11 protein-coding genes and 2 pseudogenes are annotated in these 17,654 nt (G+C 41.4%); 5 read left to right on the forward strand and 8 right to left on the reverse strand.

Going from position 1 to position 17,654, the window contains the following annotated elements; all coding sequences use genetic code 11:
- Window positions 1–176: 176 nt before the first annotated feature.
- From pqqU to AOY23_RS15140, 3 genes are all read right to left on the reverse strand, one after another.
- On the reverse strand, window positions 177–2,327 hold the full coding sequence (gene pqqU, locus AOY23_RS15130) for a TonB-dependent receptor PqqU (protein ID WP_081005651.1): 2,151 nt from the start codon (window positions 2,325–2,327) through the stop codon (window positions 177–179).
- A gap of 78 nt (window positions 2,328–2,405) precedes the next feature.
- Window positions 2,406–3,821 carry a glucose/sorbosone family PQQ-dependent dehydrogenase gene (locus AOY23_RS15135; RefSeq protein ID WP_054179581.1) on the reverse strand — a complete coding sequence of 472 codons (1,416 nt, stop codon included), beginning with the start codon at window positions 3,819–3,821 and terminating at the stop codon, window positions 2,406–2,408.
- A gap of 478 nt (window positions 3,822–4,299) precedes the next feature.
- Entirely contained in the window at window positions 4,300–5,040 is a 741-nt protein-coding gene (locus AOY23_RS15140; protein ID WP_054179599.1) for a pirin family protein, read from the reverse strand.
- A 91-nt stretch (window positions 5,041–5,131) separates the two neighbouring features.
- Here AOY23_RS15140 and AOY23_RS23115 point away from each other — a divergent pair, with 91 nt between their 5' ends.
- Both AOY23_RS23115 and AOY23_RS23120 read left to right on the forward strand, forming a co-directional pair.
- Entirely contained in the window at window positions 5,132–5,755 is a 624-nt protein-coding gene (locus AOY23_RS23115) for a LysR family transcriptional regulator (RefSeq protein WP_268807202.1), read from the forward strand.
- 88 nt (window positions 5,756–5,843) lie between these two features.
- Complete coding sequence (locus tag AOY23_RS23120; RefSeq protein ID WP_268807228.1) at window positions 5,844–6,038, forward strand: type 2 periplasmic-binding domain-containing protein; 195 nt, start codon at window positions 5,844–5,846, stop codon at window positions 6,036–6,038.
- 2,095 nt (window positions 6,039–8,133) lie between these two features.
- Here AOY23_RS23120 and AOY23_RS15150 read toward each other — a convergent pair.
- From AOY23_RS15150 to tnpB, 3 genes and pseudogenes are all read right to left on the reverse strand, one after another.
- Window positions 8,134–8,739, reverse strand: coding sequence for a transcriptional regulator (locus tag AOY23_RS15150; RefSeq protein ID WP_081005665.1), 606 nt, complete (start codon window positions 8,737–8,739; stop codon window positions 8,134–8,136).
- 995 nt (window positions 8,740–9,734) lie between these two features.
- A pseudogene (locus AOY23_RS15155) lies at window positions 9,735–10,052 on the reverse strand (IS66 family transposase); the annotation flags it as partial.
- A gap of 49 nt (window positions 10,053–10,101) precedes the next feature.
- Window positions 10,102–10,449 (reverse strand): IS66 family insertion sequence element accessory protein TnpB, encoded by a 348-nt coding sequence (tnpB, locus tag AOY23_RS15160; RefSeq protein ID WP_054179583.1) that lies wholly within the window; start codon window positions 10,447–10,449, stop codon window positions 10,102–10,104.
- Between the two features lie 1,006 nt (window positions 10,450–11,455).
- Here tnpB and AOY23_RS21915 point away from each other — a divergent pair.
- The 3 genes and pseudogenes from AOY23_RS21915 (at window position 11,456) to pduL (ending at window position 15,147) form a co-directional block, all read left to right on the forward strand.
- A complete protein-coding gene (locus AOY23_RS21915) occupies window positions 11,456–12,100 on the forward strand; it encodes a DUF2913 family protein (RefSeq protein ID WP_072171019.1) in 645 nt (214 codons plus the stop codon).
- A gap of 1,868 nt (window positions 12,101–13,968) precedes the next feature.
- Window positions 13,969–14,166, forward strand: coding sequence for a CPCC family cysteine-rich protein (locus AOY23_RS21925; protein ID WP_072171020.1), 198 nt, complete (start codon window positions 13,969–13,971; stop codon window positions 14,164–14,166).
- Between the two features lie 362 nt (window positions 14,167–14,528).
- A pseudogene (pduL, locus tag AOY23_RS21930) lies at window positions 14,529–15,147 on the forward strand (phosphate propanoyltransferase).
- A gap of 415 nt (window positions 15,148–15,562) precedes the next feature.
- Here the strand turns inward: pduL and AOY23_RS23240 are convergent.
- Window positions 15,563–16,015: a CaiF/GrlA family transcriptional regulator gene (locus AOY23_RS23240; protein ID WP_081005650.1), complete on the reverse strand. Its 453-nt coding sequence runs from the start codon at window positions 16,013–16,015 to the stop codon at window positions 15,563–15,565.
- Between the two features lie 310 nt (window positions 16,016–16,325).
- Window positions 16,326–16,754, reverse strand: a complete 429-nt coding sequence (locus tag AOY23_RS22650) for a phosphatidylserine decarboxylase (protein WP_152958572.1) — start codon at window positions 16,752–16,754, stop codon at window positions 16,326–16,328.
- Between the last annotated feature and the right edge of the window lie 900 nt (window positions 16,755–17,654).

The raw sequence follows: 17,654 nt of genomic DNA on the forward strand, positions 1-17,654 counted from the left end.
AACTTTTAATCTATGCTTGTATGTTTTTTGCGCTCTGGTTTTGTTCTATATTCACCATCGTCAGACCCTTCAGGAATATGTATATTATATTAAGTTGAATTTTACTTTTTTACTCACTTCCTGGTTAGGCTAGGAAGTGACTCTATGGGGAGATAATAGGTATTCGTTCTGGCGAATTACAGATCCCCGAGAGCATAACTGACGGATATCCCAACCCCATAGTTACGTCCTGGTGCTGATTCGTAATATCTGCTGTTGGATTCATTGACAATAACCGATCCTGCATATTTTTTATCAAACAGGTTATCCACTCGACCAAATATATCAATCGTAAAGTTGCTGTAGTTAAATTTGTAGCCGGTATTAAGCCCGACGACGGTATAGGAGGGCACTTTTTCATTATTCTCGTCATTTGTCATGACATCACTCATATAGACCACATCAGTTCCTGTGTACCATCCCTCATCAGGTTGGTAACCTAATGACGCAAAGCCTAAATTTCGTGCAATACCTGGCATTCGGTTACCGCTGCAGTTCTGATCGTTACAGACGTTGTTTCGGTAGGTCGCATCCAGCCAGGTCCATGATGTCTTAACGCGCCAGTCACCGGAAAAACGTTGTTCCCACGACAATTCAGCTCCCTGGCGACGGGTTTTCCCTGCGTTTTTGTAGGTGGTACGCCCACCGCTACTGGTATCCACCACGATTTCATCATCGGTATTAGTCTGGAAAAGTGCTACCGTTAACAAACCATCACCAGTGCGAGTTTTGCTACCGATCTCAAAGGTGTTGTTGGTGGAAGGTTTTAAATCAAAGTTTAAACCGCTTTGCCCGTCTGAACGGTATGACAGTTCGTTAATAGTTGGTGTCTCAAACCCGCGACCAACTGCCATGTATACGTTCCATGCGTCGGTCAGTGCATACTTGAAAGCTCCAGCAGGTAACAATTTATGATAACTGGCATTGCCGCTGTCATCGCCATTGCCTGCTGTCACATAGTGGTCGTTTGAATCAAACCACACTGAGCTGTAGCGAACACCAGCATCAAGCGAGAATCTATCTGTCAGTTGCCACAGTGTTTGCAGATAAGGGTCAATATTCCACATAAGATTGTGTTCATTTCTGCGAAGGTTGCCTTTCTGACCAAACTCAGGAATTCCGTCATTCATGCGAAAATTGTTATAGCCTTCACGGTTCTCGCTCATGTTTTCATAGTTCAAACCAGTAGTGAACGTGACGGGAACGCCAACTGCTCCACGATGTGTCCAGCGACTGTCGACTCCCTGATAATGACGTTGAAGCGTAATTACGCCTCCGGCATGAGAAGGCCTAAGCTGTGGGGCTAAAGGGATCGACTGGTACTGAGTGGTTTCACGTTCACCAGCATACATCATTATACTGACGTCATCCTTGAGGCTGAGTTGGCGTTCGTAGCGTAATCCTGCCTGGGTTTGTTTGATGGTTTTACGCGTATTGTATTGTTCAGCACGTGGTGATTGCTGTGGATTGTCCTTCCATTCCGACTCAGTGAGGCCGCCCGGGTCATTGGCGTTAATGTCCACGCTGTTGACAATCAGGCTTAGTTTACTGGCATCATCAATACGTACACCGAGCTTCGCATTAGTCAGATTTTTCTGAGCACCGCTGTGATCACGGTAACCGTGGGTAGTAAAGCGGGTAGTGGAGACTGTGTAATCAACGTCGCCTGGCTGAGTACCATCCCCCGTAGCACCGTTGGCCTTAAGGCCGTAGCGCCAACTGCCAAAACTACCAAAATAAACACTACTCCCTATAGTCGGTGGTTCACTTCCTGTTTCTGTTGTAACGTTTATTACGCCACCAGATGCATTACCGTACAACGCAGAAAACGGTCCCCGCAAAACTTCAACATGATCAATGGAGGCAATATCTACAGAGGATAATTGTCCCTGACCATCAGGCATTGTGGCAGGGATCCCGTCCACATACATCCTGAAACCCCTGATCCCAAATGCAGAGCGAGCACCATAGCCTCTGATAGACATCTGCAGATCCTGAGCGAAGTTCTGACGATTCTGGATCTGCACTCCGGGTATACCGGCCAGCCCCTCAGACAGGTTAATCTGTGGAGCAGCATGACGCATCTCTTCTCCATAACGGACACTTACAGCTGCTGGTGTATCTAGCGGCGATAACCCGGCCTCTGACGAAGCGACGACCACCATTGTCTGTTCGTCTGGTGTTTCTGTCGTTGCTGTGTCAGATGTTGATGTGTCAGATGTTGATGTGGCTGATGCTGTTGGGATAAGAAAACAAGCCACGGCTGTGAATGTGCAAATGTGTTTCATGTGAATTCCGTATCAGTTTCCATGAAAAACAGAAGAAAACAGCCGGTGACTGTACAGACAAACCGGCTGTTGGAGTTTTTACTTACCGGTGTACTCAAAGACGAGAATTGCCCCCGGATTCTTCAGGTCATGTGTCGGATGGTTGCTTTCATCCATTACGTTGCCAAAGTTGTCAGTGGCAACGAAGATCTTACGTGTATCCGGACTGACCAGTACCATACGATAGCGGTTGGTAGTGTGGAAGTATTTTGCCACATCACCTTGCACATCCTTTTTGTTCTCATTCAACAATACACGGTAAAGAGCCCCATTTTTCATTGAGCTAATGAGAATGGAATTACGCCAGCCTTTGATCACGCCATTCTCAGGATAATATGCAACACTGGACGGTGCGATGGTTGGCCAACAAATGTATGATGATTCAGGAGAGCAACTGGCGTCGTTAAAGGTATAACCGTCTTTTACGGTGAAAAAGGTCTTAAGAGGTGCTTTAAAGTCAGGTGAATTCCATTCGGTTTCTTTCTGCACCGGCACACCATCAGGAATATGGTTTGGATCCCACTTCACTGAAGGACAATCCTTCGCTTCTGAATAATTAGCATAGACATATGCTTGATCATCACGGAAGCCCGCCACGTGTGGCCAGCCGTAGTTGCCTCCGGCCTCGAGAATATTCAATTCGTCATCAGAAGAAGGTCCCTGCTCAGAGGCATAAAGAGTGTCTCCGACAAAAACCAGTCCCTGCGGATTACGGTGACCATAAGTGAACAGGTGGCTTTTTACCCCCTTAATCACCGGGTTGTCATCTGGCACTGAGCCATCGATATTCAGACGAAGTACTTTGCCTGCATAAGCGGAATAGTCTTTTTTCTCCAGTTCATCAACAGTGGGAACACGCTGAGCTTCAATTGGTTTACAGAAGTTTGCCCCCTGGTTATGACCCTGTTCGCCAATGGTATAATAAAGCTTATTGTCAGGACCAAAACGAAGACGTCCGCCATTATGGTCATTACCTGCCGGGAAACCAGCCAATACCACGGTTTCATTTCCAAGTTTGTGAGTTTTCTCATCGTATTCCAGCCGGACAATTTTAGCGTGTTCGTTTTCTCCGTCCATGTAGGTATATGCGGTATAAACATACTTATCGCCACCAGATTTCATAAAATTAGGCGGCAGTGCAAGTCCGAGTATGCCCTCATGTTGAGGACCTGTATACACATTCGGGAGGGTTATAGCGACCTGCTTTTCCCCCGTCTGAGGATTAATACGATCAATGGATGAAGCCTTACGCTCTGTTACCCACAACCAGTTATCCGGTCCCCAGACCATATCCCAGGGCGCATCTAACCCACTAATTAGTACCGATGTTTTAAATGGCTCTGCAGCTTGTACTGTAGCACTTTCACCTTTAGACAGATGTGTCGATGCATGAGTAAAACCGCAAATGATAAATGATAACGTAATGATATTAAATAGAAAGGTGTTTTTTTTCATCGCCTAGATTCCTTCCAACGATCATGGTTTGTGAAATTACAGCGGTATTGACAGGTATTCCAGAATAAAGATGGTCAGTATGTAAGGATTTGTCAAATTGGGATACTGTTTGTAATAGTTAAATGGTGCATTTTCAGAATTTATTCCGATGTCAAAACTACTGAAATTCGATGGGGTTGTTGTAGTTATATGTGTCGAAATTCTATTCTTATGAGGTAAACCGCTGCTTTATGGTAAGTAAACCAGACAAAACTTGCAGTGCTGTATTAGGAGGACTAAGAAGAAAAAATATTAGTGCAAACAAGGCTAAGTCAGAAATTACCTCAGGGTAAAGTTTCATCTGGAATACTATAATGGCTCTGATGGATAAGCTCAGTATTCTTCCTCTGTAGATAAATAACACATCAAGTGTACTTATTTTCAGTTCCGGAGACTGGGTAGATGAGACTTCATAGTCTCCGGAGACTTTTTGTTTTAGTCAGGATGTATACTCAGGCATTTCAATCACGATGAAATGACTATGGTCATCAGTTGTCCGGAATGTTAAGGACGCTGGACCAGCAATTTCCAGTGTGTCAAGTTCGGCCAGTGTGGCAATACCATCCACTTGCACAGAACCTTCAAAGTTATTGATATACGCTTGGCGACCCTTCTTCAGTTTAAACTTCACTTCAGCAGCAGGATCTGTCATTTCACTGACATACATATTCACGTCCTGGTTCAGTGACAGAGGAGCATTATCGTTCTTCAGACTACCAACAATATGCAATAGCTTGTTTTTTCTGTCTTCTTCTGTGAACTTATGATTGTTATATCTGACGGCAAGTCCGTTTGATGATGGTACGATCCAGATCTGGAGGAAGCGACACCAGTCATCCTGATTATTCAGTTCTGAATGCCATACACCACTTCCGGCTGTAATAGTCTGTACATGCCCGCGAGCGAGAATATCTTCCTCCCGCGTAGCGCTATCCCAGTGGGTAAGCTTACCATCTATCACATAGCTGACAATTTCCATATTCTTATGGGGATGGCGATCAAATCCATGCCGGGGTTTTACATTATCATCATTTACTACCCGCAGAACACCGTAGTGCATATTATCTGGGTCATAGTAGTTTGAGAATGAAAAATGGAAGTATGTATCAGCTGGATGAAAATCACTGGCTGGCAGATAATGCAGGTCGTTTGCTTTTTTTACACGGTAACGGGTTGTCATTGATTGGCTCCGATGGTCATATAATGTGTACATTATAAGTTTCTTTCTGGCACTGATAAATGAGGCGGCTGGCAATTCATCGTTACGTAAAATGAAAGAATACGATCTTATCTCCCTACGCAGTTTTGTCGCAGTTGTGGATACTGGCAGTTTTTATAATGCCGCGGTTCAGATGGAAACCAGTAGCGCGTCAATTAGCCATCGTGTATCGGCTCTGGAAGAGGCTCTGGAGGTTCGGTTACTGAATCGCACAACATGTCAGATTGAGCTGACGACCGGAGGGCAACAGTTTTGGCAGGATGTGAAGAGCATTCTTGAATCGCTTGAACAGGCTGAAGAAAGGCTGAATTGCACTCAGGAGACACTCAATGGGGTTATCCACATGGCTGCGCCATTCACGTTTGGAGTGAAAAAACTTGCTCCATTGCTTCCCGTGTTTATGGCGAAGTACCCACAAATCACAGTCAAATTGCAGCTTAAAGACCGTATTACTGATCTCGTTGATGAGGGCTATGATCTGCCATTACGAATCGGTGAACTACAAGACTCCACATTGGTTAGTTTTCGGATAAGCGATCTCTCTCGTTTATTCTGTGCTTCACCACGTTATTTACAGCAACACGGCACTTCGCAAACTATTGCTGACCTCAAGGGACATACTTGCCTTCGCTACTCGTTACTGTCTGTGCGAGATGAATGGGGGATTACAGATTAGTAAAGAGCTACCAGAAATGCGTTTTCCACTCATTACCGGAAACGGAGATGTACTACGCGAAGCTGCGATTCAGGGGATGGGGATCACTATGCTTCCGTGGTTCATTGTGGAAGATGCCATCCTTGGCGGTGCACTAGTTCCTGTATTAAGTGGTTTATCCCCGGCACCACTACCTCTATCAATTGTTCGCCCTTCAAGGCATTATACTCCGGTTAGGGTAATTGCATTAATGGAATGGTTGCAGGAGTATTTCTGTTCTGTCAAGAATGGTAGCAGTCTCTGATTGTTATTTCGTTGTGAAGCAGAACAAGACGCATTACCGTCTTATATGACTGGCGTCGATATTAAGAATGAAATGGCTTCAGCCTTGACCATCGTATGGTAGATAGTTCTATCTGTGTTTGTTCACACCATTTATCTACCATCTCCATAAAACTTGGCCCTTCAGGGCGGGGAAGATGCTAGATGTTGATAGTGAAACTTTTTTGTGGGTATCTTGTTATTCCTACTACTACCAGTGAATCGCTGCCTCAGTGACTGAATGAATACCACTCAAGAGTATATGCTTCAGTTTGATAACCTGTGAGGTAAGAGATAATCATCAAACCGCGAACAGACATCATTCTTCTCTATATACAAGAAAGATAGGAAAAATCCATATCTGATATATGGATATTGGTTTAAAAGTAATATATAGATATCCTGTTTAGGAGTTATAAATACTGGAGGAACTATGAATTCGCTATATTTTACTATCGTTGGTTTTGCGGCCTGCCCGTGTAGGCCACTTTTTGATACTGATCTATTGCTGAAATGTGTTTGTCAATATTAGCTTAAAAATAAACGCTATGTGGAATAAGTTTTTAAAAGGAAATGTCATAATTGACGCTGGAATAGTCTTAAATGTTGATAATTCATGCAGGTGTCTAAAAATAGGGGCTTTGAGTGCTGTAATCAGAAGTGAAGTAACGAGCTAATGAGCCCTTTCGGAAAAAGCATGAAGAATTAAACTTACAGGTATAAAGATTAAGAGTATATAGAATAATGAAATCAATATTGACTTATGAGTAGGGTATTGTTCAACACAATAGAGTAAGAAAAAGAAGTTGCTATAATTAAAATAGAATAAGCAACTGGCAAACGGATTTTAGTTTTCAAAAAAACACTCCTTTGAGATTAAAATAATGTATGTCGATTACTTTAAGGAGAGCTGTTATATCAAATCTCTTTTCATGACAAGCATCTATGATCTTTGATGAAAAATTACCGATACTATTAGAATGTATAATATCTGTAATCTTTTCCAGTGAAGTATTTGGATAATACAGTGTTTTGGCTGTATTTTCTCCAGTGCCTAAGATTAATGACATAAACGATTCGCTTAACCTTAATTTAACATGGTTACTTTTACGTAACATACGCGTGAGTGAGTTGATTTATGTCAAATAAATGTTCCCTCTTGTTTTTCTTTAAAAGGATTTGTAACGCGTTTGACAAAAAATCCTGTATTACTACATGACAAAAGAGTTAAATACTCGAAAGCAAACCTGTTACAAATCATTCTATAGTAAGGCGGGGATAACCATAGAGCGTGCAACCAGAGCTGTATTGACGCCGTAGAGTTAGTCAGGCTGACGATGGTTACTCGCCACGGCAGTAGATCATGAACGCGGTTTGCTAACCAGCCGCTATGATACCAAGCATTATGATGCTGATAGCGCTCCGAGGCATCACTTATGAATATACAGAGTTCATGGTTGTGTGCGGCAAAGTACCCATACTGTTACTTTGAACAGACAGGAGCGTACGCATTCTGCCCCCGGTTAACTAATAGGAAAAAGAAACCCGTTATGGATGCAATGGATAAACAAGGTAAAGAAAGATGATGAGTTAGCTCTTGGCGTCAGCGAATGAGACGGGAATCATCGGGAGATGTTCAATGCGAACAAATAATTGATTACATTGGAATACACAAACAATACGAAACCAGCTTTGAAGCATAGCTTCAGTCAAAAAAATTGTTTTTAAACAGTTGATTATCTGGTTTCGCGAATACTGATTATTGATAATATGAACGACCAGCGAATCAATTGAAGACACTGTGAAACTGAACGGCGCATCTGAAACCGTAAATCTTCTGGAGGTTCATTAGCCGAGGACAGTTAATCTAGTCGTTCGCAGGGGCGGTTCCGGCAAGCCGATGATATCTTCTAAATCAGCATGATAACAGCTAAAGTATTCATGGTCATAGACGCGTTTCCCAGACCGAGGCCAGAATGGTGCTTGTGAGATGAACAGCAATCGAGTCAGATGAGCGGGCATCTGTTTGGCATAATTAACCACGACATAGCGGCTCACGGTGACCCAGAATACTATCTCTAAAGCGCTTGAGAGATGAGATTACGGATACTGCCTCCCAGTTTCTGCTCAAGACGATATTTATGTACATAAACTTTCTTCGCATTGATGTTGTCTATCTTAATAGCCTGCATGAAGCCTGAGCCTGATACAAACCTTTTGAGAAGAGTATATTCTTCAAAGTTTAACGTACGCCCATGCCTGGTATTTACAGACTGTCCCATAAAAAGCCGTTTGATTTTTTTCTGCATGATGAGCTCATCATCGTCAGCATATATTATTCCATGGATTTTATCGCTTTTTGTTATCCAATAGTTTGCAAGCGGCATCAAACTCTTATCTGTAATAATGACAATGCGCATCCCAGTCTTTGTCAGATAATCAATCCACGCTTCATCAGTAAACCAACGCAAATATGGAAGTGAAAAGTCAACAAAAATAAAACCCACTAATAAGTTATTCCTGTTTTTAAGTAAAAATTGATTAATGAATCCTGACTTCAGATAATTGTTACCATCTGGCCAGATAGAAAAAATTTCGTGGGCGCAATAACTTGATTTAACTGTTACATCAGGGTATAATTGACAGGATAATCCACAACTTATACAATGAATCGCTTTCATCATTTGGAAAAACTCCAGCACGGTCTGCGCATCTTTTTTTGAAAGATGCAGGCTTACACAATAGTCTCTACTGCTCTATTTACTTATCAAGTGTTTGTCGAGATAAATGTCTTGGACTCTCGAGTATTATAAGCGACATGCATCTAACATACCTATATAAAGAGGAGTAATCTTATTGTATGTAGTACATTTCTTATAACACGTCATGGAGGGATTTGGTTCCCGGTTTTCTCTAAGGATTTGTTTCTCGGAAATTTGGTACGATTCAGGTATGAAAACTATGAACGTTACACGAATGATAGAATGCATTAATAAATGTATTTCTGACAGGTTTGTGCCTGTTAACTGGTTCGTTATTCCCAAAAGAAGCCAGTTTGTAAACACCAAAGAAGAGTAGCCGGTTGGGGGAACGGACGATTTTTATGACTCTCAGAAAATCGTTTATGTAATCGTACGAGGCTCGGCTGCGTCGTATAAAGGTTTACTTCAGATATGGCAACAAGGCTGCTGCCAACAGATATATCAACTATGTAACGAAATGCCAGCACTTATTACTGTAGTGCCGTGATACAAAGCGGATAGAATCCGTGCCCATAAGAGAAGTAATATGAGAAAACTCGGAGTGAAATTGTGGTTGATAGTGATATTGGAGGCGTTGCAGCAGCATTATCAATGGCGCTGCTGGCATTGATGCCAAAATAATTGCTTTATAATTACGTGCAATCTGCATTATTCATAGGATGCATCCTGGTTTATATGTTGTTTATATTCAATTGGTTAGGTGTTTTTTTAAGGGAAGTCTTGTTTTTAATTCTGAATCTTGAAGAGAGTGATGTTCTGGGGGATTATGAATAGATTACAGAGATAACGATGTTGAATAATTATTGTTTAATATCCATGTGGAACAGTTTTTTTGTTTAGCTTTAAGCGTAATAGTTTTCTGTTTGTAGTGATGAAGAATATATCACCTGGCGTAAGGGAATTGGAAAACATTTTTTTGAGGAGGGAACGGTTTTTGGGGGGCAGGTCTGACGCAGCGGGCGCTGCACTGTCGGGTCATCCACCCGGCCAGTCAGGGTATCGCTCTGCTGCAGTCGCTTCAGGTCGGCTTCCATCTGTGCGATACGGCGGGATATCTTTTCGGAACGACTGCCGAAGTCCATCCGCCGCAGCTTGTCCAGTTGCGTCTGCAGGTGGTCTATTTCGCGTTCACGATCGACCAGTTTTTCCAGCAGGGCACGGTTCAGTGTTTCCTGTTCGGCAAGGCGCTGTTTCAGCAGAAGGATATCGTCAGTGTCAGAAGAGGTGTCGTTCATAAGTCCGCATTTTACCAAGCTTATTCTGCGACAACCAGGATAAAGAGATCTACAGCATAGTCAGGGAGGTCAGCAAACGCTTCTGCTGTCGCCAGTCGATACCTTCCATCAGCATCGCCAGTTGTGTCAGCGTCAGGAACACTTTGCCATCACGGGCAGAGGGCCAGGCGAAGCGGTCACGCTCCAGCCGTTTGGTAAGCAGGCACAACCCGTCGCCGGTGGACCACAGCACTTTTACCTGGCTGCCGCTGCGCCCGCGGAAGATGAAGACATGGCCGGACATCGGATCGTCTTTCAGCGCCGTCTGTACCTTTACGGCAAGGCCGTTGAAGCCATTTCTCATATCGGTGATACCGGCAACCAGCCAGATTTTTGTCCCGGAAGGTAACGGGATCATCGCTTCAGTCCCTGCATCAGCAGAGTCAGAAGCTTTTCGCTGACAGCGCCGTTGAGACGGATCGTCCCGTGAACGTTACCTCACAGCTGATACTGAGGGCCTCCGGGTTCCGGAAAGCGTACGACGGGAGCGAACAGCATCCGGGTCAAGATGCTGTGACCAGCTTACGCCAGGCGTCCAGTTACCGCTCGTGAGCAGGCTTCCGGTCTGCGAGGCAAGGTCAGCAAGGTCGAGGGATGTCTGGCTATCATCCAGATCAGCAGAAGATGTTGGTAAGGTGCTAACACTGTACGCCGGAATAGCTGGTAATATAATAAAAGACCACGCGCTAATAACGAGTGCAAGCATTGTCCTGAGACGGGTAGCAATTCGCAGCTTATTCATAATTGATAAATACAACGCCAGATAAATTATTTTGATGAAATAAATACAACAAGGGTTTTGGTATATGCTACCTGTAAGGACCAACAAGAATTTGTGATTTGTGAAAAAAAACTGCCTTATCACCATTACAAGAATAAGGCAGGTATAATAACTCACTAAGGAAGAGCGAATACAATATCTGAATCACGGATGTTCGCAAACAGCAATTGAAAACTACTAAAAGACACTATTGCTGTCAATAATAGTTCAGGCAATGTGGGTTTTTCTTATTGTGACAAGTGAAATTCCTAACTTTCAGTCTTATAGAGTGAATGGAAGAGTTAGAATTGGAGCGTTATCGCTCATACTCTCTGTATTATTTGCTTGAGACTACCATATTGGAGCATCATCGAAAAATAATGTTTACATGTTGCAATAAATGTGTTTTTGTGAAATGATTTCACTGAAAAATGATGATGCTGACACAAGTTAAGCTAAATGACTAACTCCATGATTTGAATGTCTTTCACACCACATATAGCATAAACAGGATTTCATTGTTGCCGTTAGATATATATTATCGGTAAACTGTGTTGATCAGTTATCTATTGTAACCTCTATATCTTCGGTTTACTCGTGGTCTATGAAAAAATCAACCTCGCAATTTCCTCCTGAAAAGACCATTGCTGACCTGGCGAATTTAGCCTGGTGTGCATTGATAAGCCTGCGCATCGCTCAACAGAACGGCTTGGCTCTTACGCCATTCACTGTCCATAGTTTTCTTATGCGGTGGCTTGTTACTGTACAAAAACAACGGCGTTTTCCGCGTACTGTCGCAGAAGACATTGAAGGGTTGTTACGTCTGGGGCGACAGCAAGGACACGGTGCATGTCTGTATGATCGTTTAAATTATCTCTGGGAGTCCTGCTCAGGCAGGATTAGTCAACAGTCTGATTTGTTCAGGTTAACCTATGCAATTGAGCATCTCAAATCACAGGGCTGGACCAACGCAGCGGTAAGTGATAGTGAGTGGATACTCGAGTCTCTGCTGTCAGAGTATGCGGGGGAGCAAGCTCTTTTGGCGAAAAAATCGGAGTTGACGCAACATTTTTCACCTAATGGTTTGCTACAAAAACCAATCGATTTTTTTGTGGTTGGTAATGGCATTGTGGCCAGTGAGACCCTGGATACCCGGAAACTGAAACATGTTATGGAAGAGCACAATTCTGGAAGGTACATCATCACTCTGATCCCACCGGCACTGACTGGTACTGGAGGTGAAATATAGGAATAAAGTTATCCAGTCCCTATCCTGAAGCAGTCCAGAATACATACAGCCATATAAAACGGTCGAAACAGTCCTTATCCAAAGAACTCAGCGATTGCGCTACTGATGATTCAGATCAAGGCAGACCGTCTGCGCAGCATAAAATACTGCTATATATAATTTAACTCGTATTGTACTAGTCACTAGAACTTGTTTTTCTGAATAATATGGTTTTTGTTTCTGCTCTGACGTTGTTTATACTTTTGATTTGTTGTAACTGAAAAATTTCGATACCCAGTAAAATAGGAGGATTAAGAACTCCAATAGGTCTCCTGATGCATGGACATAAAAGATAAAAAAGCATGCCGTTCTTGAGTAGGATAACGATAGGTAGAAAAATGTCTGATAATGAGTACGTTGTTATTGGCATCATCATGTTCGTTTTATTGGTGTTAGGCGTGATGGTCATTCTCCTCGAACTGGCACCAGTGCTGGCATAACAACATATTGCCACAACTTTATTAGCGGGAACTCATTATTATTTTTTGGATAAATTCTTAAAATTATCCACGCACACTTGAAGTGAAGGGAATAGTTGAAATACAATTTATTTGTGATGGATCCCCCTATGCGGAGGGGCAAACGGGTCAGGGAATGAAAATGCATGTTGCAGGCTAATGCCGACGCGTAGTTAGTCTTCAGGGAGGCACCAGGCATCACACATGGTAATCCGTAAACACATGCTGCCAAAGGCCAGTTAAGTAGTCTGGCCTTTTTTTATTGAAAATTTTAACCTATTCAACTCAACTGCAAAATGGATTGTTGGTTTACACAATTGGCGCATGAGCTGTCGTTGTAATGACAGGAGGTTTCCCGGCTGGAGTTTTATACGAAAATCAGAATCACCAGACCCATATCACCAAACAGATTCAGTGAAATTCCATCATCTCTGGCGCCACAAAACAGGCAGATCAAGATAATCATAAGTTGTAGACTAAATAGCATTAATTTACCCCATGGTACACGTTTATGATTTATTATCAGGCAACTCTCGATAGTTTCACTTCCTCAGTAAAGGGATATGATGGCCTGTCTTCTTTATGTTCTTCAATTAATACATAAATTCCATTTTTTTAAATATGATAAATGTATGTAACTTCAGTTTAACCAATGAAAACTATTAATTGGTCTGTTTTGTTGTGGAAAAATCCGAACCTAATTTCTATTTTATAATCCAGACTTTCTGGAATCCATTACCTGAAAACACTAAAAACTATACTTGAATGCTTCAGGAACATGAACATCACTGCGATGCAAATAGTAACTTATGTCATATGATTGTATGAAGCTATAAATGTGCCAACACGTACCGACATTGTCATAATTTTGAAATTGAGAAGAAATAACATAGATCCAGGAATACACCACTTTATTAAGTTTTTGTCAGTGTTTGTGTTTAAAATATAGCCAATTCAACGATCGGGTCATTTTCGTATCAATGATACAATCAATGCCTCTAATAGTAACGTCTTGTTCTGATGAACGATGTGGTTGATGTGAAAACCATACGATATGGAAGACACGAATAATTGTGTAACCATTAGACAGAGTCGGAACTCTTCACTAAGCTAAGCAATGTTGAAAGACCAGCATGGAGTTGCTATAAATAGTATGAAATGAAACCTTTGAACGTAAGATGCAACTCAGAGAAGTACATAAGGGTTATGATGGTTGAGCGCCTCGAGCCTAATGGTTATATCTGCAATTTCTAAGCTCAAAACTGCATCTGAATATCCATCATTGAGCTTTAGGCATCTCTCGATTGAAAAGTTGATGAAGCTCTCAGCAATTTGATTAAACCAGGTAAAACGTTAATAGAGGAAAATACAATGGACAACGAGCGTTATCCTTGCCCCTGTTGTGGGGAGAAAATTTTCGAAGGTGTAGGGCTCTATGAAATTTGCCCTGTATGTGACTGGGAAGATGACCCAATTCAGTCGTCAGATCCAGATTATTCAGGGGGAGCCAATGCATTGAGCTTGTATGAGGCGAGGGAATTATTTAAAAAACGAAATGTGCATCAATGATAAGACCGCGTCTCTTACCAGTTGTGCGACTGAACTGGCTATTATGGCAACTTATCCTGTTTAATATCTTCGAGTTTGGGTAAATGAATTATAATTATACAAGCATCAGATAAAGCTGGAACTTGCGATGATGTCAATCGATAAGCTATTAGCCAGGGTAACTATGTATGCATAATTGATTGCTTCCGAGTTAAGGTCAAAAAATGGATTGGGTTGTGGTATGACTTTTTGATATTTGGTAATGGTTTTATTTAATGCTTTATTGATTGATAAATAAGCTGAATTTAGATTCCATCCTAGATGTAGTGTCACTTACTCTCTGAGATAGATGATAAGCAGATAATAAATAAAAGGAGTAATACATGACTGATTCTCTTTCGTACGAAAAAACATCTTCTGTCCAGGCCGTGTCAATCCTGTGATCCCGGTTGGTGTGTCGAACAGGCATGTGCACCTGTCGAAACATGATGTTTAAATACTATTTGGAAAGGATTATGCACTGACCCCTTTCAAGCCACTTGTCAACATGGACAATTTTCTGCACATGAACATGTTATTGTTGTTGGCCCGAAAGGTTGCCTGACTAATATTCGGATACTGGGACCTTCCCGTCATGTATCACAACTGGAAATTTCGCGTTTTGACTGTTTTACCCTTGGCATCAGCGCTCCGGTTCGCGAATCGGTTTTTTTTGATAACTCAGGTAGTGCACTATTGATCGGTCCTGCAGATCATGTGGAATTGCGCTCGTAGGTAATCTGTGCATGGAGACATATTCATATGTCTCCACAGGATGCTATTCGACTAAATGTTACCAATGGACAAAAGGTTAATGTGTGTAGTAGCGGAGAGCGTCAATTGACTTTTAATGAAGTAGTAGTTGGGGGACATGAGGATTTTGCACTGGGGCTCCACATTGATACCGAAGAAGCTAACGCAACAGGGTTAAAAAATGGCTCACATGTCACTTTAGCATATTAGGTAAGTCGAATTCACCAGTAGGTCTGATTGAATGAGGCATTTATGTTTCTGAATCTGGCTGTAAATATTTCATTGCTAATATTACGGTTTATGCAATGAATAGGGTTTTGGAGAGGTAGTGGCTACATAGATGAAGTGGCTCTGGTTTCCCGAAGATGAGAATGGTAGGAGTAAGAAGGGACCGGTGATGGCAGGAATGGAGCTGATTTATATGTTGCGTGGTTCAACTAACAGTAGCCAGTTTCTGATGGTTAATCTGCTGACGGATAGTAAGTACTTACCTTTGGGGCCACAATATATATTGTGGTTATGCATATGGGATCTTTTACATGGGGAGAGTTATTTGAGACCGGATGCTGAGCTGTGCATTAATCTCAAGAATTTTAATGGTTTTTATATCCAAATATTGGGATACCTAAGAGATGGTTTCACCAGTACGTCGTTGCACAATCCACCGGCGAAGATCCTGGAATTCTTCATTGAGAGAACCATCCTTAGAGCTCGTAGGACTGTTCTGTTCCCGGGCAGGAGACACATTGTGAAGCCGGGCTAACTCACCATTGACACTCATAACGTTCCAGGCTCTGCACATACATTTTCCTCCTCTGATTGAGGGAATCATATAGCATTCTGCCTGAACTACCTTTGAGCCCTGTTCTGTCAGGTATTCCAATAAATCGCTTGCCCTGCGCAGACTGATTTCAAAAGCCAGGCGAACATCTCTGACTGTAACTGGTGTACCCTTTAACAAAGCCCAGTAGGCTATAATCATATATAATGGTAGGTTTTCACAAAACTCCTTCTCCAGTTCTGGCGGGATTCTATATGGCTGAGGTTTACGTGGATAGTATACTGCTTTACTATTCATTAGAAATACCTTGATTGCTGACCAATTTGATATTTCGAAGTGTCAATAATATATAAAATGTAACTGATATGCAGTTTTTATCTTGACGATGAACATCGTTGGTCGTTGAGTATGCTATTTCGTTGGGTGTCATTTGGCTACTCAACGATTTAAATTTATAAAGCTTTCAAGAAATCTTTTTGTAGAGTGTTAAGTATCAGATCGCTCATCATGTATAAGATAAATCTGTTTCTCTTAATTCGTAATTTCTCGATTAGATGATATCTAATACGGCAGACCTTCAGGTTGTCGTAGTAAAAATATGGAAGAGTTAACTTGGTACATTCGCTTTGTGCTTTTTTAAAGAAACCATTGCATTTATATAGGCGATCTCATTTTTTTTGAATCTCATATTTTTTATGAAATCATAGTGATTTAACCAGTTTGTTGAAAGTCCGTCTCTATTTACAGGTAGACATGTTGTTTCGAGGAATTTTATATGACATTCATTTGAAATTAAGAATAAAATAAAATAATGGTAGTCATAAAGTTCAGGTGATAAATAAAAGTGAATATGTACTATATTATAGTAGGGCTCAAGCTTAAGGTTATTTATTTCTTTTATCGCATAACGTAAGCCATCAAGATTAAATGCAATGGCAATAATGCTTTCTTTAAATGCATGTATAGGCAACCTATTATTAACATATAGATTGTAAACTCCTATTTCAGTATAATTGCATAGTGAAATGACCTTCATAATAACCTCAAATTGAGTCTTTATAAATAAAATGTTATTTCGAAGGTTAGTGTGGTTTAATATATCATTTCTGTAAATGAGAATTTTATACTAATATGATGAGAATAATCTACTATTCCATGACGTTCTGCAATGAGATTAGCGTTTTCTGTAATAACCTGCCAGAACACACTCCGTTAAATAGATTTATGATTATGTCGGTTAGTTGGGAGTGGAAATGCTTAAGCATCGACAGATATATTAGATTTAATTACACATAAAATAAACTAATGTAGCCATTGAAACTGTTGCGATTAAGATATATCTTAGTGCTTAACGTTTTGATATTAAAAGGTTAAAAATAGTTTTTAAAGAAACTTCTTGTTTTAAGTTACATGTGTTGAATAATGGTGAAATACGAGCCATCATATAGAAGCTATAAGAATGCTTGCCTGAATCAGTACATGGTACTCAGTCACGTGCGCAGTCGTCCTTCTGCATTCTGATGTTGTCTGTGCTTATGTGCATGGTAAGGGGATTCATCTTCTAGTGTCATAGAGTCCGTTTTGTCAGCTTCTTATCGTATCGTAAAGACGACGAGATAACTGACTGATAATGAATAATATTCAACAACCCTATTATTCCGGTTACAGACCTGTCAGACTCCCTGCAGGTCTTTTTTTCTGTCATGGGAGCTGGTCGTTTTTTTGTTGTCCCAACTGACTGTTTCCTGATCTTTCGAAAACTATATGAATTTTGCCTGGTACGTATCAGCCTTTGAATTCTGGGGTATAAGATGGGAATGGAGTTCATCGATGGCGTCTGGTAGTTAAATACAACTCCTTATATTTCATGTGAATACAACCATTGGCTGAACGATGGACGAACAGCCATGCCTGTTGTAGTGTACTATTCTTAATT

Source organism: Trabulsiella odontotermitis (assembly GCF_001297775.1).
In the GTDB taxonomy this organism is placed as follows: Bacteria; Pseudomonadota; Gammaproteobacteria; order Enterobacterales; family Enterobacteriaceae; genus Trabulsiella; species Trabulsiella odontotermitis.